The organism is Actinomycetospora cinnamomea, from assembly GCF_003096675.1.
Lineage (GTDB): Bacteria > Actinomycetota > Actinomycetes > Mycobacteriales > Pseudonocardiaceae > Actinomycetospora > Actinomycetospora cinnamomea.
Genome location: NZ_QEKW01000003.1, coordinates 87,718 through 105,701 on the forward strand (window position 1 = coordinate 87,718; position 17,984 = coordinate 105,701).

At 75.5% G+C, this 17,984-nt stretch carries 13 protein-coding genes; 9 read left to right on the top strand and 4 right to left on the bottom strand.

The genetic code is table 11. The features are described 5' to 3' along the window. Positions 1-314 precede the first annotated feature (314 nt). Genes tkt through pgl form a run of 6 tightly spaced genes read left to right on the top strand, consistent with a single transcriptional unit; the run spans position 315 to position 8,572 of the window. Positions 315-2,411: a transketolase gene (tkt, locus tag C8D89_RS07395; protein WP_243417971.1), complete on the top strand. Its 2,097-nt coding sequence runs from the start codon at positions 315-317 to the stop codon at positions 2,409-2,411. Between the two features lie 31 nt (positions 2,412-2,442). After that, entirely contained in the window at positions 2,443-3,567 is a 1,125-nt protein-coding gene (gene tal, locus C8D89_RS07400) for a transaldolase (protein ID WP_116707477.1), read from the top strand. After that, positions 3,564-5,258 (top strand): glucose-6-phosphate isomerase, encoded by a 1,695-nt coding sequence (locus C8D89_RS07405; RefSeq protein ID WP_116707478.1) that lies wholly within the window; start codon positions 3,564-3,566, stop codon positions 5,256-5,258. The genes tal and C8D89_RS07405 overlap by 4 nt, the downstream gene beginning before the upstream one ends. Beyond that, positions 5,255-6,820, top strand: a complete 1,566-nt coding sequence (zwf, locus tag C8D89_RS07410; protein WP_243417932.1) for a glucose-6-phosphate dehydrogenase — start codon at positions 5,255-5,257, stop codon at positions 6,818-6,820. The genes C8D89_RS07405 and zwf overlap by 4 nt, the downstream gene beginning before the upstream one ends. A 16-nt stretch (positions 6,821-6,836) precedes the next feature. Continuing rightward, on the top strand, positions 6,837-7,799 hold the full coding sequence (locus C8D89_RS07415; RefSeq protein WP_116707480.1) for a glucose-6-phosphate dehydrogenase assembly protein OpcA: 963 nt from the start codon (positions 6,837-6,839) through the stop codon (positions 7,797-7,799). Then, positions 7,796-8,572: a 6-phosphogluconolactonase gene (gene pgl / locus C8D89_RS07420; protein ID WP_116707481.1), complete on the top strand. Its 777-nt coding sequence runs from the start codon at positions 7,796-7,798 to the stop codon at positions 8,570-8,572. Before C8D89_RS07415 ends, pgl begins: the two co-directional genes overlap by 4 nt. On the opposite strand, the gene C8D89_RS07425 is transcribed toward pgl, so the two are convergent. After that, entirely contained in the window at positions 8,569-8,850 is a 282-nt protein-coding gene (locus C8D89_RS07425) for a hypothetical protein (RefSeq protein ID WP_116707482.1), read from the bottom strand. The genes pgl and C8D89_RS07425 overlap by 4 nt on opposite strands. A gap of 121 nt (positions 8,851-8,971) precedes the next feature. Between C8D89_RS07425 and yczR the strand changes: the two genes are divergently transcribed. Beyond that, entirely contained in the window at positions 8,972-10,471 is a 1,500-nt protein-coding gene (gene yczR, locus C8D89_RS07430) for a MocR-like transcription factor YczR (protein ID WP_116707483.1), read from the top strand. A 16-nt stretch (positions 10,472-10,487) separates the two neighbouring features. On the opposite strand, the gene C8D89_RS07435 is transcribed toward yczR, so the two are convergent. Together C8D89_RS07435 and C8D89_RS07440 are read right to left on the bottom strand one after the other, a co-directional pair. Beyond that, on the bottom strand, positions 10,488-11,660 hold the full coding sequence (locus C8D89_RS07435) for an MFS transporter (RefSeq protein ID WP_165825590.1): 1,173 nt from the start codon (positions 11,658-11,660) through the stop codon (positions 10,488-10,490). Positions 11,661-11,762: 102 nt separating this feature from the next. Then, positions 11,763-14,927 carry an ATP-binding protein gene (locus C8D89_RS07440; RefSeq protein ID WP_165825591.1) on the bottom strand — a complete coding sequence of 1,055 codons (3,165 nt, stop codon included), beginning with the start codon at positions 14,925-14,927 and terminating at the stop codon, positions 11,763-11,765. Between the two features lie 88 nt (positions 14,928-15,015). Here C8D89_RS07440 and C8D89_RS07445 point away from each other — a divergent pair, with 88 nt between their 5' ends. Beyond that, the gene (locus C8D89_RS07445) at positions 15,016-15,402 is read left to right on the top strand and encodes a nuclear transport factor 2 family protein (RefSeq protein ID WP_116707780.1); all 387 of its coding nucleotides are present in this window, start codon (positions 15,016-15,018) and stop codon (positions 15,400-15,402) included. A gap of 68 nt (positions 15,403-15,470) precedes the next feature. Continuing rightward, the gene (locus C8D89_RS07450; RefSeq protein ID WP_116707486.1) at positions 15,471-16,346 is read left to right on the top strand and encodes an alpha/beta fold hydrolase; all 876 of its coding nucleotides are present in this window, start codon (positions 15,471-15,473) and stop codon (positions 16,344-16,346) included. Here the strand turns inward: C8D89_RS07450 and mdlC are convergent. Beyond that, positions 16,343-17,926 (bottom strand): benzoylformate decarboxylase, encoded by a 1,584-nt coding sequence (mdlC, locus tag C8D89_RS07455; protein WP_116707487.1) that lies wholly within the window; start codon positions 17,924-17,926, stop codon positions 16,343-16,345. The genes C8D89_RS07450 and mdlC overlap by 4 nt on opposite strands. Positions 17,927-17,984: the final 58 nt, after the last annotated feature.

The following is a 17,984-nucleotide window of genomic DNA, read 5'->3' on the forward strand; positions in this document are numbered from 1 at the left end:
GACGGGTGGCGAGGGTATCCGGCCGGACGTGGGACGACGCGGTATCGAGCCCTGGTCCGCATCGGTGTCCTGCGCCCACACTGGGCCGTGTGCCGGAACTCGCGCGGTGGTCGACCCGAATCGATCCCGTGGGAGCATCGCCCTGACCGGGGCGGACGCCGGCGCCGCCGCTGACGCGCAGCCCGGGCACGAGGACCGACGAGCCGTGGTCGGAGCACAGGCAGACCGCGACTCCCGAGACGCTGAGGAAGGCACGGTTCGTGACCGCCACCGACGTGAGCAGCACGCAGCCCGCGAGTGAGTCGCTCGACGAGATCGAGGCCCTGACCACACCGCACCGCCCCGACGATTGGTCCGAGCTCGACCAGAAGGCCGTCGACACGATCCGCGTCCTCGCCGCCGACGCCGTGCAGAAGGTCGGCAACGGCCACCCGGGCACGGCCATGTCGCTCGCGCCGCTGGCCTACGAGCTCTTCCAGCACACCATGCGCCACGACCCGTCCGACCCGCACTGGCAGGGTCGCGACCGCTTCGTGCTCTCCGCGGGCCACTCGAGCCTCACGCTCTACCTGCAGCTCTTCCTCGCGGGTTACGGGCTGGAGATGCGGGACCTGCAGGAGCTGCGCACCTGGGACTCGGCGACGCCGGGCCACCCCGAGTACAGCCACACGCCGGGCGTCGAGATCACCACCGGCCCGCTGGGCCAGGGCCTGGCGTCCGCGGTGGGCATGGCGATGGCCGCCCGGCGCGAGCGGGGGCTGTTCGACCCGGACGCCCCGCAGGGCGAGAGCCCCTTCGACCACCACATCTTCGTCATCGCCTCCGACGGGGACATCCAGGAGGGCGTCACCGCCGAAGCCAGCTCGATCGCCGGCCGGCAGCAGCTGGGCAACCTCGTGGTGATCTACGACGACAACCACATCTCGATCGAGGACGACACCACGGTCGCGCTGTCGGAGGACGTGGTCGGCCGGTACGAGGCCTACGGCTGGCACACCCAGGTGGTGCGCGGCGGCGAGAACGTGGTCGGCATCCGCGAGGCGCTGGCCAACGCCAGGGCCGAGACCGGCCGCCCGAGCTTCATCGCGCTGCGCACGGTCATCGGCTATCCCGCGCCGGAGAAGATGAACACCGGGGCCGCGCACGGCGCCGCCCTCGGCGAGGACGAGGTCCGGGCGGTCAAGGAGATCCTCGGCTTCGACCCCGACCGGCACTTCGCGATCGACGACGACGTCCTCGCCCACACGCGGGCGGTCGGCGAGCGGGGCAAGGCCGCGCACGAGGCGTGGGACGAGCGGTTCGACGCCTGGGCGCAGCAGAACCCCGAGCGGCGCGCGCTGCTCGAGCGCATGGCGCGCCGCCAGCTGCCCGACGGCTGGCACGAGAAGCTCCCGACCTGGGAGCCCGGCTCCGACCCGGTCGCCACCCGCAAGGCGCTGCAGAAGATCCTCGGTGAGATCGGGCCGGTGCTGCCCGAGCTCTGGGGCGGCTCGGCCGACCTCGCCGAGTCCAACAACACCACGATCAAGGGCGCCGACTCGTTCGGGCCGTCGACGGTCTCCACCACCATGTGGGGGCAGATGAGCCCGTACGGCCGGACGCTGCACTTCGGTGTCCGCGAGCACGCGATGGGCTCGATCCTCAACGGGATCGCGCTGCACGGCGGCACCCGCGTCTACGGCGGCACGTTCCTGATCTTCTCGGACTACATGCGCCCCGCGGTCCGCCTCGCGGCGCTGATGAAGCTCCCGACGACCTACATCTGGACCCACGACTCGATCGGTCTCGGGGAGGACGGCCCCACCCACCAGCCCATCGAGCAGCTCGCCTCCCTGCGGGCCGTGCCCGGCCTGTCGATCGTGCGCCCGGCCGACGCCAACGAGACCGCGGCGGCGGTGCGCGCGATCCTCGACAACCCGACCGGGCCGGCCGGTCTCGCGCTGACGCGCCAGAACCTGCCGGTGCTCGAGGGCACCGACACCGACGGCGTGCTGCGCGGCGGCTACATCCTGGCCGACGCGTCCGGCGGCCAGCCGCGACTGGTGCTCATCGCCACGGGCTCGGAGGTCCAGATCGCCGTCGAGGCCCGGAAGGTCTTCGAGGACGAGGGCGTCCCCACCCGCGTGGTGAGCATGCCCTGCGTGGAGTGGTTCGAGGCGCAGGACCGCTCCTACACCCGCCACGTCATCCCGCCCGAGGTCAAGGCCCGCGTGTCGGTCGAGGCCGCGGTGGCCCAGACCTGGCACAAGTTCGTCGGCGACGACGGCGAGTGCGTCTCGATCGAGCACTTCGGGGCCAGCGCCGACTACAAGACCCTGTTCCAGCAGTTCGGTTTCACCACCGAGCACGTGGTCGAGGCCGGGCGCCGCTCGCTCGCCCGCGCCGCCGAGCGCGACGAGCGTTCGTCGTAGGCCCGGTCCCGCGTCTCGAGGAGGACATCCCATGGCCAGCAGCACCCCCCTCGCCGACCTCTCCGCGGCCGGCGTCTCCATCTGGCTCGACGACCTGTCGCGCCAGCGCATCGAGTCCGGCAACCTCGCCTCGTTGATCGAGGAGTCCGAGGTCGTCGGCGTCACCAGCAACCCGACGATCTTCGCCAGCGCCTTCGCGCAGGCGGACTACTACGCCGAGGAGCTGGACGCCCTCGCCGCCCGTGGCGCCTCGGTCGAGGGCACCATCCGTGAGCTGACCACCGAGGACGTCCGGCGCGCGTGCGACGTGTTCCGCGGCGTGTGGCAGCGCACCGGCGGCGTCGACGGCCGCGTCTCGCTGGAGGTCGACCCGGGCAAGGCCCACGACACCGAGGCCACCGTCGCCGAGGCCGCCGACCTGTGGAAGACGGTCGACCGGCCCAACCTGATGATCAAGATCCCGGCGACCCTCGAGGGCATCCCGGCGATCACCCGCACCCTCGCCGAGGGCATCAGCGTCAACGTCACGCTGATCTTCTCCGTCGAGCGCTACCGGCAGGTGATGGACGCCTTCCTCGCCGGCATGGAGCAGGCGCGGGCCAACGGCCACGACCTCACCTCGATGGCCTCGGTCGCCTCGTTCTTCGTCTCGCGCGTCGACTCCGAGGTCGACAAGCGCCTCGAGGCGCTCGGCTCCGACGCCGCGCTCAACCTGCGCGGCACCGCCGCCATCGCCAACGCCCGGCTGGCCTACGCCGCCTACCTCGAGGTGTTCGGCACCGAGCGGTGGGCGGCGCTGCAGGGCGCCGGCGCGAAGCCGCAGCGCCCGCTGTGGGCGTCGACGGGCGTGAAGAACAAGGCCTACCCCGACACCCTCTACGTCACCGAGCTCGTCGCACCCAACACGGTGAACACGATGCCGGAGGCGACGCTCGAGGCGTTCGCGGACCACGGCGAGCTGCACGGCGACGCCGTCAGCGGCACCGAGGACGCCGCGCGCGAGGTGTTCGCCGGGCTCGCCCACGTCGGCATCGACATCGACGACGTCTACCTGACGCTGGAGAACGAGGGCGTCCAGAAGTTCGCCGACTCGTGGCAGGAGCTCACCGACACCGTGTCCGAGCAGCTGACCCGGCGCAGCCCGGAGCAGGCGTGACCACGCCCCGGGTCGAGATCACGGACGAGGGGCTCGCCGAGGCGGCGGCGTCCCTGGTCGAGAAGCTCGTCGGTGACGCGGCGGCCTCGAAGCTCGCGGGTCAGGACCCCACGCTGTGGGGCCCGGACGCCGAGCCGGAGGCGTCGAAGCGCCTGTCGTGGACGTTGCTGCACAACACCTCGCGGCCGCTGGTCGCCGAGCTCGACGCCCTGCGGCGCGAGCTGCACGAGGACGGCGTCGACCGTGTGGTGCTCGCGGGCATGGGTGGGTCGTCGCTGGCCCCCGAGGTCATCTGCGCGACGCGGTCGGGGGCCGAGATCGGAGGTGCGTACCCGCTGGTCGTGCTGGACACCACCGATCCGGGCCAGGTGTCCGACGCGCTCGCGGGCGACCTCAGCCGCACCGTCCTCGTGGTGTCGTCGAAGTCCGGCGGCACGGTCGAGACCGACAGCCAGCGCCGGATCTTCGCCCAGGTCTTCGAGGCGAACGGCATCGACGCCGCCTCGCGCATGGTCGCGGTGACGGACCCGGGCACCTCGCTCGGCGACCTCGCCCGCGACCAGGGCTTCCGCCGGCTCGTCGAGGCCGACCCGGGTGTGGGCGGCCGCTACTCCGCGCTCACCGCCTTCGGCCTGGTGCCCTCGGCGCTGACCGGGGTGGACGTCGGCGCGCTGCTCGACGAGGCCGCCGAGGCGGCGCCGGCGCTGGCCCGCGACGCCGCGGACAACCCGGCCGTCGTGCTCGCCGCGGCGATGGCGGCCGCGCACGCCGCCGGTGCCGAGAAGGTCGTGCTCGCCGACACCGGGTCCGGACTCGTCGGCTTCGGCAACTGGGCCGAGCAGCTCATCGCCGAGTCCACCGGCAAGCAGGGCACCGGCCTGCTCCCCGTCGTGGTCGAGGGGCCGGAGGCCCCCGGCTTCGCCGACGCGGGCCCGGACGCCACGCCGATCGCGATCGGGCCGGCCGCCGGCGGCGCTCGGGTGTCGGTCACCGGCAGCCTCGGCGGGCAGTTCCTTCTCTGGGAGACCGCGGTCGCCCTCGCCGGTCGCCTCCTCGGGATCAACCCGTTCGACCAGCCCGACGTCGAGTCGGCGAAACAGGCCACCCGCGACCTGCTGGCCGCGGCCGGCTCCGGCGACGGGGCGGGCACCCACGACGACGCCCCGGTCCTCACCGACGGGCCGGTCGAGGTCCGGGTCGCCGGCTCCGCCGAACAGGCGGGCTGGCTGGGTAGCCCGGCCACGCTCGCCGCGGCGATCCAGGCCCTGGTCGACGCCACGCCGGAGGCCGGCTACGTGGCGATCCAGGCCTACCTCGACCGTCTCGACGACGCCTCGTTCGCCACCCTGCGTCCCGAGCTCGCGAAGGCCACGGGCCTGCAGGTCACCTTCGGCTGGGGCCCCCGGTTCCTGCACTCCACGGGCCAGTACCACAAGGGCGGACACCAGAACGGCACGTTCCTGCAGGTCACGGGCTCGGTCGCCGACGACCTGGCGATCCCGGGCCAGCCGTTCTCGTTCGGCACCCTCGAGCACGCACAGGCCCGCGGCGACGCGGGCGTGCTCGCGGCGCCGAAGAACGGCAGGCCTCAGGGAGATGTCACCGCCCGCCCCGTGCTGCGCCTGCACCTCGCCGACCGGGCGGCGGGGCTGGTGGCCGTCGCCAACGCTGTTCGGGAGGTGAGCCGGTGACCCGAGTGTCGGGCGCGACCGGCCACGGCTCGGCGCACGACGAGTGGTCCAACCCGCTGCGCGACGCCCGCGACAAGCGCCTGCCGCGCATCGCGGGCCCGTCGGGACTCGTGCTGTTCGGGGTCACCGGCGACCTGGCGCGCAAGAAGCTCATGCCGGCGATCTACGACCTGGCCAACCGCGGCCTGCTCCCGCCCGGCTTCGCGCTGGTCGGGTTCGCGCGGCGCGACTGGGAGGACCAGGACTTCGCCGAGGTCGTCCACGACGCGGTCCGGTCGCACTCCCGCACCCCGTTCCGCCAGGAGGTCTGGGACCGGCTGTCGGAGGGCCTGCGGTTCGTGCAGGGCACGTTCGACGACGACGCGGCCTTCGACAACCTGGCCCGGTGCGTCGCCGAGCTCGACGCCGAGCGCGGCACCAACGGCAACCACGCGTTCTACCTGTCGATCCCGCCGTCGGCGTTCCCGACCGTCTGCAAGCAGCTCTCGCGCTCGGGGCTGGCCGACGACGAGGGGGACGTGTGGCGGCGCGTGGTCATCGAGAAGCCGTTCGGCCACGACCTGCGCTCGGCCCAGGAGCTCAACGGGATCGTCAACGACGTCTTCCCCGAGGACTCGGTGTTCCGCATCGACCACTACCTCGGCAAGGAGACGGTCCAGAACCTGCTGGCGCTGCGGTTCGCCAACGAGCTGTTCGAGCCGATCTGGAACGCCCACCACGTCGACCACGTGCAGATCACGATGGCCGAGGACATCGGCGTCGGGGGCCGCGCGGGCTACTACGACGGCATCGGCGCGGCGCGCGACGTCATCCAGAACCACCTGCTGCAGCTGCTCGCGCTGACGGCGATGGAGGAGCCGGTCTCCTTCTCCCCCGACGACCTCCGCGAGGAGAAGATCAAGGTCCTGTCGGCGACGAAGCTCGCCGAGCCGCTCGACGAGACCACCGCCCGCGGGCAGTACGCCGGCGGGTGGCAGGGCTCGACGGAGGTCAAGGGCCTGCAGCAGGAGGAGGGCTTCCCGCCCGACTCGGTCACCGAGACCTACGCGGCGATCACCTGCGAGATCAACACCCGCCGCTGGGCCGGCGTGCCGTTCTACCTGCGCACCGGCAAGCGGCTCGGCCGGCGGGTCACCGAGATCGCCGTCGTGTTCAAGCGGGCGCCGCACCTGCCGTTCGACCAGACCATGACCGAGGAGCTCGGCCAGAACGCGCTGGTCGTGCGCGTGCAGCCCGACGAGGGAGTCACGCTGCGGTTCGGCTCGAAGGTGCCGGGCTCGGGCATGGAGGTCCGCGACGTCACGATGGACTTCGGCTACGGCACGGCGTTCACCGAGGCCTCCCCCGAGGCCTACGAGCGCCTGTTGCTCGACGTCCTGCTCGGCGAGCCGTCGCTGTTCCCCACCAACACCGAGGTCGAGCTGTCCTGGCGCATCCTCGACCCCGTGATCGAGAAGTGGCACCGGGAGGGCTCGCCGGACAGTTACCCGGCCGGCACCTGGGGCCCGCGGTCGGCCGACGTCCTGCTCGAGCGCACCGGTCGCACCTGGAGGAGACCGTGAACCCGGAGGGGGGCCGATGATCGTCGACCTGCCGTCGACGGACACGTCGGCGGTCAACCGCACGATGGTCGACCTGCGCGAGAGCGCGGGCGCGGTGGCCCTGGGGCGCGTCCTCACGCTGCTGATCATCACCGAGGACGGCCCCGAGGCCGAGGCCGCGATCCAGGCCGCCAACGACGCGAGCCGCGAGCACCCGTGCCGCGTGCTGGTGCTCGCCCGCGGGATCCGGCGGGCGGCGTCGCGCCTCGACGCGCAGATCCGCATCGGCGGGGACGCCGGGGCCAGCGAGGTCATCGTGCTGCGGATGTACGGCCCGCTGGCCGACCAGGGCGGCGCCATCGTGGTGCCGCTGCTGCTGCCCGACGCCCCGATCGTCGCGTGGTGGCCGGGCGAGGCACCGGCGTCGCCGTCGGAGGACCCGGTGGGCCAGGTCGCGGGCAGGCGGATCACCGACGTCTCCTCGGCCCGGTCGCCGTCGAAGGCGCTGGGCAAGCTGCGCCAGCGCTACCACCCCGGCGACACCGACCTCGCGTGGAGCCGCATCACCAGCTGGCGCGCCCTGCTGACCGCTGCCCTCGACCAGCCGCCGCACGAGCCGGTCACCAAGGCGTCGGTGTCGGGCGCGTCCGACTCCGCGTCGGCGGACCTGCTCACCGGCTGGCTGTCCTCGCGCCTGGGCTGCCCGGTCACGCGGCAGAACCAGGACGTGCCCGGCGGCCAGGGCGGGCAGATCGCGACGGTGCGCCTCGAGCGTCCCAGCGGGGCCGTCGAGCTGCGCCGCCTGGACGCGAAGAGCGCGGTGCTCAGCCAGCCCAACCAGCCGGACCGCCGTGTCGCCCTGTCCCGGCGCACCACCCGCGAGTGCCTGGCCGAGGAGCTCCGCCGCCTCGACCCCGACGACATCTTCGCCGAGGCGCTCGAGGCCTCGCAGAACAGGCCGTCGGGGCGGTCGCGGTCGACGAAGAAGGTGTCCGCGTGAACCCGGCGCCGGAGGTCGTCGTCCAGCCCGACGCCGAGGCCACGGCCGCCGACGCCGCCGACCGCCTGATCACCGCCCTGGCGGCGGCTCAGCGGGCGCGCGGCACCGTATCGGTGGTGCTCACCGGCGGCGGCGTGGGCATCGCGATGCTGCGCGAGGTGCGGTCGTCGGACCGTCGCGACGAGGTCGACTGGGCCGCGGTGGAGGTCTTCTGGGGCGACGAGCGCTTCGTCCCGGCCGGGGACGCCGAGCGCAACGACGCCCAGGCCCGCGAGGCGCTGCTCGACGCGCTGCCCCTCGACCCGGCCCGCGTGCACCCGATGGCCGCCCTCGACGCCCCGGAGGACGCCGGCGGCGGCGACCCGGACCTCGCCGCCGACGCCTACGCCAAGGTGCTGTCGTCGGCCGCGGCGCGGCTGGGCGGCGACACGGTCCCCGCGTTCGACGTGCTGCTCGCCGGCTGCGGTCCCGAGGGCCACGTGCTGTCGGTCTTCCCCGACTCCCCCGCGGTGCACGCGGGGGGCGCCGGGGTCGTCGGGGTGCGCGACTGCCCGAAGCCGCCGCCCACCCGGGTCAGCCTGACCCTGCCCGCCGCCCGGCACGCCCGCGAGATCTGGCTCGTGGCCACCGGGGAGGGCAAGGCCGAGGCCCTCGCCCGGGCCCACGCCGGCGCGTCGGAGGTCGACGTGCCCCTGGCCGGCCTGCGCGGCACCGAGCGGACGCTGTGGCTGCTCGACCGCGGGGCCGCCGCGAGGCTGTCGGTCGCCGACTAGGCGACCGGGTGGCGCGTCCGCTCCACCGGTGCCGGCGGGGTCTCCCACGGACGCAGCGACCGCTCGTAGGAGTCGCAGATCCGCAGGTAGGCGGCCCAGCGCGCCGACAGGGCGCGGACCAGCGCGAGGTCCCGCAGCGGGGTGTGCTCGCGGGTGGGGTCGGCCGTCCAGACGGGGTCGCGTCCGGTGGGGTCGCCGCCGGCGCGCGAGTCGGCGCCGTAGCGGGTGGCGGCCATGAACGCGGCGACGACGAGGACGCCGAACACGATGGTGGCCATGGGGTCTCCTCCTCCGAGTGGCTTCTCTGGTCCCCAACATTGGCCTCTAGTGGCAGCGCCGCCAAGGGCCAATCCTCGTCGAGTGGCAGAACGATTGGCAGAAGTGGCATCATCGCGGTCCATGGAGGACCACGTGGGCGCCGGCGGGCTGGCGCGGCTGCTGACCGGGTGGCGTGACGGCACCGTGCGCGGCGAGGCGGGGCACACCGCCCTGGCCGCGCGCATCACCTCGCTGCTGGCCGACGGGCGCCTGGCCGTCGGCACGCGGGTGCCCAGCGAGCGCGAGCTGGCGGCGGCGCTCGGCGTGGGGCGGGGCACGGTCGCCGCCGCGTACGACCGGCTGCGCGAGTCCGGTCACCTCCACCGCCGACGCGGCTCGGGTACGTGGACGGCGCTGCCGGCCACGGCACCGGCCGCCGCCTCGACCGCGCCCGTGACGCCCTTCGCGCCCATGGGCGACTGGGTGCCGGGACGGCGCCCCGACGGGCCCGAGGTCATCGACCTCGCCCACGCCGCGCCGTGGGCCCCGATGGAGGCCATGGCCGAGGCCGGCGCCCGGGCCCTCGCCGAGCTGCCCACCCACCTCGCGGGCACCGGCTACGACGTGCTCGGCCTGCCCGCGCTGCGCGAGGGCATCGCCGCACGCCTGTCCGACCAGGGGCTGCACACCTCACCCGACGAGGTCATGGTCACCGCCGGCGCCCAGCACGCCCACGCCCTGGTCGCCCGCGCGCTCGTGCGACCCGGCGACCGGGTGCTGCTCGAGCAGCCCACCTATCCGGGCGCCATCGACCTCGTGCGGCACGTGTCGGCCCGTCCGGTGCCCGTGGCGATGGGTGAGCGCGACGGGCGCCCCGGATGGGACGTCGAGGCGATGGCCGCGGCGATGCGTGCGGGGGCGCCGGCGCTGGCCTACCTCGTCGCCGACCACCAGAACCCCACCGGCGCGGTGATGAGCGCCGAGACGCGCGCGGCCGTCGTCGCCGCGGCCGGCCGCCACGGCGTGCCGATCGTCGTCGACGACTGCCTGCGCGAGATGTGGCTCGACGCGCCCGGCCCGCCCCCGCTCGGGGCCTACGCGGCCGCCGCCGGCGGCGGCACTCCCGTGATCACCACCGGGTCGCTCTCGAAGACCGTCTGGGGCGGCCTGCGCATCGGCTGGATGCGGGCGCCGCGGACCCTGCTGCGCCGCATCGCGGCGGCGCGCAGCTCCGACGACATCGCCACCCCGGTGCTCGAACAGCTCGTCGCCGTGAACCTGCTCGGCCGCCTCGACGAGATCGTCGCCACGAGCCGGAGGATGTACGCCCACCGTCGCGACCACCTGCGGGCCGCACTCGCCGCGGCGCTCCCGGAGTGGCACGCGCCGTCGCCCTCCGGGGGTTTCAGCCTGTGGGTCGATCTCGGCGCGCCCCGCTCGAGCGCGCTGGTCGAGGCGGCGGCCCGTCACGGCGTCCACCTCGCGGCGGGCCCCCGCTTCGGCACCGGCGGCGCCTTCGAGCAGCACCTGCGCCTGCCCTACACCCTCTCCACCGACGCGCTCGACGACGCGGTCGCGCGCCTGGCCGACGCCTGGGACGCGCTCGGCGCCGGCACCGCGACGCTCACGACGGTCGTGTGAGGTCCGCGCGCCCCCGTCACCCGGGCCGGGCGCGGCGACCGTTCCGGGCCGCGAGCACGCCCCCGGCGGTCGCCACCAGCAGCACGCCGAGACCCACGAGGACGACGGGCAGCCCGACGGCGCCGAGCAGGAGGCCGACGACGGTCGGGGCGATCACCGCGCTCACTGCGCCGACGGCGACGACGGCCGTCATCGCCTCCCCGGGGCGCTCCGGCACGAGCTCGGTGGTCCAGACCGCGATCACGGCGGCGCCGCTCATGTAGCCGGGCCCGAAGACGACGGCGGCGACGAGGGCGACCGGCCACGACCCGCCGCCGAGACCCAGGGCAGCCAGCGCCACGGCGACCGCGCCCAGGCACGCCGCCGCCACCCGGGGGGTGCCGAAGCGGGCGCTCCAGCCTCCGGTCGCCAGCGCGACGAGCCCGGTCAGGCCCACCACCACGTAGAGCACCGGGCCCGCCGACGACGGCAGGCCGGCGCGCCGCAGCGTGTCGGCGGCCCAGGTGAAGAACGTCGTGGTGCCCACGTAGTAGGCGACCGAGTACACCGACGGCACCGCGAGCCGCCACACCGTGCCCCTCGGGGCCGCGCGCCCGCCGCGCGGCGAGGTTCGTTCCGCCCGGGGACTCCACCACAGGTTGAGCAGCCCGGCCGCCGCGGACGCGAACCCGATGGCCGCCCACACCACCCGCCACCCCGCGCCACCGGTCGCGACCAATCCCACCGCTCCCACGACGAGCAGGCCGACGCTGGTCCCCGTGTTGATCACGGCGAGCGTCCGCGGGCGGCGCGACGGGTCGGCCACGACCCTGGCCAGGTCGGAGTAGGGGGCCCACACCCAGCCGGCGGCGCTGCCGGTGAGCACGGCACCGGCGGCGAGCACGCCGGCCGACGGTGCCACGGCGACGACGGTGCCGCCGAGGGCGCCGCAGACGCTGCCCACGGTGGTGGGCGCGCGTGGCCCGAACCGCCGGGCGAGGACGGGCGCGAGCAGGATGCCCGCGAGGTAGCCGGCGAAGGTGCCCGACGCGATGAGCCCCAGGATCGTGTCGCCCAGCCCGCCCGCCGACAGTGCCGGGTCCATCCGCAGCGCCGGCAACGTCAGTCCGAACGCGAAGCGGCCCATCCCGAACGCCACGCCCACGACCGCGGCCCCGGCGACGGCGAGACGGGCCTCGGCGGAACGCATCCGTCGATCGTCACCCGGCCGAGGACCCGCCCGCACGCCGATGCCACGACGGTCACAGGTCGAACACGGCATCCGACGCGTGGACGGTGACCGGCTGTGAGATCAGGACGACGCTCGTCGAGTCCCGGCTGCCGACCCGTCGCGGAGGGCGCCGGCTCCTCGTCCTGCTGACGACGGGTCGCGGGAGGACGGCCGCGCCCCCAGTTCGACGAGCCGGGGCACGATCGCCGTGGCCCCCGCGTCCTCGGCCGCCCGCCGTGCCTCGATGGCCCATCGGGCGCAGCGCGGGTCACCACGCGCGGCGGCGAGCTCGACCCGGGCCCAGCGCGCCTCGTGACGTCCCAGGCCGGGACCGGTGCCGAGCGCGCGGTCGACGTCGCGTCCGGCGTCCACGAGGTCCCCCCGGGCCACCGCGACCAGCGCCGAGCGGGCGGCGGCCCAGCAGGCGAAGAGGCTCAACGCGTCGCCGGCGACGGTGGCCGACTCCGCGAAGGCGGCGGTCGCCGCCTCGAGGTCACCACGGGCCTGCATCGCGATGCCCAGGGCCCGGCACGCCGTCGCGGTCCAGCCCCGGTGCCCGGCGTCCCGGGCGATCCGCAGCGCCTCGCGGGCGTCGGCCTCGGCCTCGTCGACGCGGCCGAGCGCCGAGAGCGCCTCCGAACGGTGCCAGAGCGCGTAGGCCTGGCCCTCCGGCATGGCGAGCTCGCGGGCCAGGCGCAGGGCGGCGTCGGTCTCGGCGAGACCCTCGGCCGGTCGGCCGGCGAACACCAGTCCATGCCCGCGGGTAGAGCGCGGCGTGACCACCCGCAACAGGTCCCCGGAGTCGGAGAACAGGTGCGCGACCCGGGCGAAGAGGTCGACAGCGGCGCGGACCTTCCCGTCGAGGAACGTCGCCATCGCGCGGCCGTCGAGGATGCGGGCCACGCCACGGCCGTCACCGAGCCGCCGGTACAGCGCGAGCGCCTCGTCCGCGCGGACCCGGGCCCGTTCGGGGAGCTCGAGGTTCATGTCCAGCACCGCGGCGGTCTCCAGCGCCGCGGCACGTTCCGCCGGGTCGTCGTCCCCGGCCTCGACCAGGGCGAGCTCGGCCAGCTCCGCGGCCCGCCGCAGGTCTCGCGCACCCGACGTGAACATGGCCGACCGGGCCAGCCGGTGGGGCCGGCCGGGGGCGTCCTCGCCGAGGCCGTCCCGGAGATCGGCGAGGGCCTCGTCGAGGTCGCCGAGCGCCGCGGCGGACTCGGCACGCACGTCGAGGAGCGCGACGCGCGCGTCGCGACAGGGGTGCAGCGCCAGGCCCGAGGTCGCGAGCTCGCGGGCTTCCCGGAGGCCCCGCTGGTCGAGCGCCCGCCGGGCCGCACGCAGGTAGGCCTCGGCGGCCGCGACGGGGTCGCCGGCCTCGCGGTGGTGGCGGGCCACCTCGGGATCGTCGCCGCCCCCGGCCGCGAGCGCGCCGGCGAGCGCCCCGTGCAGGCGGACCCGCTCCGCGGGCTCGAGCATCTCCTGGACGGCGTCGCCCACGAGGTCGTGCGCGGGGGCCCAGCCCGCCTCGCCGAGGCGCAGCAGGCCGAGACGGGCGAGCTCCGAGAGCTCCGCGAGCGTCGTCCGTGGTTCGGTGCCGGCGGCCGTGGCCAGGACTCGAGCCGGTGCCTCACGTCCGAGGAGGCCCACCAGCGCGACGAGGGTCGCGGCCGCGTCGTCGAGGCGCCGGACACGGCGGACGATCGCGCGGCGCTGGCCGTCCCGGCCGAGCTCGGTGGCCAGCGGTACCGCGTCGGGGGTCCCCACCACGCCGCGCGCCCAGAGCTCACGCAGGACCTCGAGCACGGCGAACGGGGTGCCGTCGGTCGACGCCCGCAGCGCCCGCGCGAGCGCAGGGTCGTCGACCATCGCCTCCACCGCATCGGGGGGCAGGCGGCCGAGACGGATCTCGGTGGCCGCCCGGTCCCCGACGATCCGCCGCAGCCCGGCAGTGTCGATCTCGTCCGGGCGGAGGGCCAGCACCGCGGTCAGGAACGGCAGGCGATCCAGGGCGGACCCGACCAGGGCGCGACTGCTGGCGTCGGCCCACTGCAGGTCGTCGACGACCAGCACCGCGCCCTCGACGCTCACGGCCTCCAGCACCCGGAGCGCGGTGGCCAGCACCAGCGCCCGGCGGCTCTCCCCGTCGAGGGTCGCAGGCGGTGCGGTCTCGAACTCCGGCAGCAGCCACCCCACGGCCTCGCGCATCCGGGGCGGGAGGTCGTGCGCCGTCGTCACGTCGCACGCCAGAGCCTCCGCGACGAGGCCCCGGGCGACCGCCCAGCTCTCCGCACGCTCCGACGAGAACGCCCGCGTCGCCACCACCGGGAGACCCGTGCCCCGGAGTGCCTCGGCCACCAGACGGGACTTGCCGGCACCGGCGGGACCGGAGACGACGACCACCCGGCGCGCCGCGATGCCCGAGCGCACGGCGCCGACCTCGTCCTCGCGCCCCACGAAGGGCACGTCGGTGATCGTCGGGGGGCCTGCGGCGCCTGTCCCGGGCGGGCCCTGGCTCGCGCCGCCGCGCAGCAGGGCGGTCTGCAGGGCGTCCAGCGCGGGTGACGGATCCAGGCCCAGCTCGTCGGCGAGCCGGGCGCGGAACCGCGCGATCGTGTCGAGCCCGCGGGCCCGGTCCCCCGCCGCGTCCAGGGCGCGCGCCAGGAGATGGACCGCGTGCTCACGCAGGGGCTCGGCCGCCACCGCCTCGGCCGCCGTGGCGGCGGCCGCCCGCGGTTCGCCCATGGTCAGGGCCGCCTCCGCGGCCAGCTCACAGGCCTCGACCCGCTCCCGGCGGAGTCGTTCGCGGGGTTCCTGCGCCCAGTCCGCGTAGGTGTCCTCGGCCAGCGGTTCGCCCCACGACGCGAGCGCCGCCGTCGCCGAGCGGAGCACCGCGGCGGGGTCACGCCCGGTCCTCGCGGCGTGCAGCGCGGCGGCGAACCCGTCGAGGTCGCACGAGACATCGCCCAGGGCGTAGCCCGAGGTCCCGGTGCGGACGGCGGCCGGGTCGCCCACCGCGCGCCGGGCGCGGTTGACCAGCACGTTGAGGTTCGCCACCGGGTCCGCCGGCGGGCGATCCGGCCAGAGCGCCTCGACCAGCACGTCGTGGGGCACGAGGGCCGGGCGGTGGACGGCGAGGACCCGCAGCAACGTGCGCACCTTGCGGCCGCGGAAGGCGGTCGGCGGCACCTCCTCACCCTCCCGGCGCACCTGGAAGCGCCCCAGCAGCTGGAGGTGCACCCGTGGCACGCCGACAGTGTGGTCCTCCGCCAGGGAAGCGCAAGGACGGACACCTACCGTGCCCGGCGTCCGAACCCCTCTCGAGACGGAGGACGTCATGGGCGACGGCCACGAACGAGGCCCGGTCACGACCGCCACGAGGACCATCGGCGCCGGCACCGCGGTGCGCCGGTTCCAGGAGGCCTTCGCCACGCGGGACCTCGACGCGATCATGGCGACGATGACGCCGGACTGCGTCTTCGACGACACCACGCCTCCCGACGGCGTCCGGCACGTGGGCGCCGAGGCGGTACGGGCGGCATGGGCGCGGTTGTTCGGCGCGTCGCCCGACGGCGAGTTCCGCACCGAGGAGGTGATCGAGGCCGGGGACCGCGTGGTCGCGTGCTGGCGCTACGACTGGGGGAACGGCCACGTGCGCGGGGTCGACCTGTTCACCGTGCGGGACGGGCTCGTGGCCGAGAAGAGCGCCTACGTCAAGGGCTGACTGCCTCGGCCCGACCGGGGGCCGTCCGCCCCTGGCGGACGGCGGCGCCGTGCGCTGGGGTCGGGACCATGCGCGAGGACGTGGCCCGGGGACGCGACGGCACCTCGCTCCGGCTGTGGGACAACGAGGCCCGGGGACCGGCCGTGGTGATCAGCAACGGCATCGGCGCCTCGCACGGCTCGTGGCCCCTCCTGGCCACGCCCACCTGCGGCATCCGTGCGGTGGGCTGGCACCACCGCGGCCTGGCCGGCTCGGAACGCCCCGCCGACGAGCGCCGGATCCGACTCGAGGACCACGCCGACGACCTCGAGGCCGTGATGGACGAGGTCGGGTTCGAGCGCGCGGTGCTCGTCGGCTGGTCGTTGGGGGTCGGTATCGCCTTCGAGGTCGCGCGGAGGGCCCCGGAGCGCGTCGCCGGGATCCTGGCGGTCGGGGGCGCCCCGGGCGCGCCCTTCCAGCTCCTGCGCGTACCCCCCGGGACCCCGCCGGCGGCCCGGGAGCAGCTCGGCCGGACGAGCGCGTGGATGCTGCGGTGGGTCGGCCCACCGGTCGCCGCGGCGGGCTCGGTCTGGTCGTCCTCGGTGTCGTCGGTCGACCTCGGCGCGGGGCATCACCCCGCCTCCGGGGCGTTGGCGGACACCATCCGCACCTTCGCCGGCCACGACTGGGAGTGGTTCTCCCGCCTGGTCCTCGAGGCGAGCCGGCCGCCCGCGCACGAGCCGGTGCCGGCAGTGTTCCCGGTCACCGTCGTCGCGGGGAGCTTCGACGCGTTCGTCGACCCGCTGTCGTTGCGGCGACGCGCCGAGGCGATCCCGGCCGGACGCTTCGTGGTGCTGCCGGGCAGCCACTTCCTCCCCGTTCAGCAGCCCGACGCGGTGCACGCCGAGCTCGTCGAGCTGATCAATCGGGCGGTGGACGCCACCGACGCCGCCTCGGGCTCCTAGCAGCGTACGAGGACGTCGAGCACGACCGGGCCGGACGCGCGCAGGGCCTCGGCCAGCGCCGGCTCGAGCTCGCCGGGACGCTCGACGCGCACACCGGGCACTCCCTGGCCGGCCCCGAGGGCGACGAAGTCGAGGCCGGGGATCGCGTGGCCGACGGTCTTGGTGATGCCGAAGTGCTCGGCGAACTGGTCGAGCGCGCGGTAGCGGTCGTTGTGCACGACGACGACGGTCAGCGGCACCCCGAGCCGCGCGGCCGACCACAGCGCCTGGATGCCGTACATCGCCGACCCGTCGCCCACCAGCGCCACCACGCGCTCGCGGCGCGCCAGCGCCACGCCGACGGCCGCGGGCAGGCCGTGACCCAGCCCCCCGCTGGCGCAGGTGTAGAAGCTCGCGGGCCGGTCGAACGGCAGGTGGTCGTGCATCGGGCCGCGGGTGGCCGGGGCCTCCTCGACCACGACGGAGTCGGCGGGCCGCAGGTCGGCGAGGGTCTGCAGCAGCAGCTCCTCGGTGATGACGTCGCCGTCGGCGGCGGCCCGCGCGACCGCGGGACGGGGCGCCGGCAGCGGGCGGTCGGGGGGCGGCGGGCCGGCCAGCAGCGCCCGCACGCCGTGGCGCAGACCCGTGACGATCGACGTGCCGACCGGGGTCCACGCCGCGTGCGACGGGTCCTCGGTCAGCTGCACGAGCGCCGTGCCCTCCGGCACGGCGGTGTCCCCGGCGCCACCACCCGGACCAGTGCCCTCGGTGTGGAACGGGAACACCGGCGACCCGAGCACCAGGACCAGGTCGTGCGCGTCGAGGGCGGCGCGGATGCCGGCGTGCGCCGCGGGCAGGAAGCCGCCGAAGAGCCGGTGGCGCTCGGGGAAGCCGCAGCGCGGGGACATCGGCGCGACGTACACGCGGGCGGCGTGACGCTCGGCCAGGGCGACGACGTCGTCGAAGGCGTCGTCGCGGTCGACCTCGCCGCCCACCACGAACGCCGGGGTCCCCGCGGCGGCGAGCTGGTCGGCGACGCCGGCCAGCGCAGCCGGGTCGCCGGCGACCGTGCCCGCGACGTGGTGCGGGGGCACCGGGACGGCGGGGCGGTCCCAGTCGTCGACCGGCACCGACACCAGCACGGGACCGCACGGCGGGGTCGTCGCCACGTGGATCGCCCGCGCCAGCGTGGCGGGGACGTCCTCGGCGCGGGCGGGCTCGCGGCTGTACTTCACGTACGGCTCGGGGAACTCGGTCGGGCGCTCGGCGTAGAGGAACGGCTCGCCGACCAGCAGCGAGCGCGCCTGCTGGCCGGCGACCAGCACCAGGGGCGTGCGGTTGCGGAACGCGGTGAACACGTTGCCGAGCCCGTGGCCCACCCCGGCCGCCGAGTGCAGGTTCACCAGCGCCGCCCGGCCGGTGGCCTGCGCGTGACCGTCGGCCATGGCCACAGCGACCGACTCCTGCAGGCCCAGGACGTAGCGGAAGTCGTCGGGGAAGTCGCGGAACATCGGCAGCTCGGTGGAGCCGGGGTTGCCGAAGATCGTCGTGATCCCGTGTGCGCGCAGCAGGGCCAGCGAGGCGTCGCGGACGGTTGTCACGCGGGCACTCCACCACGGGGACGCTCGGCGGCGCGACCGTCCTCCCGCTGCGCGGAAC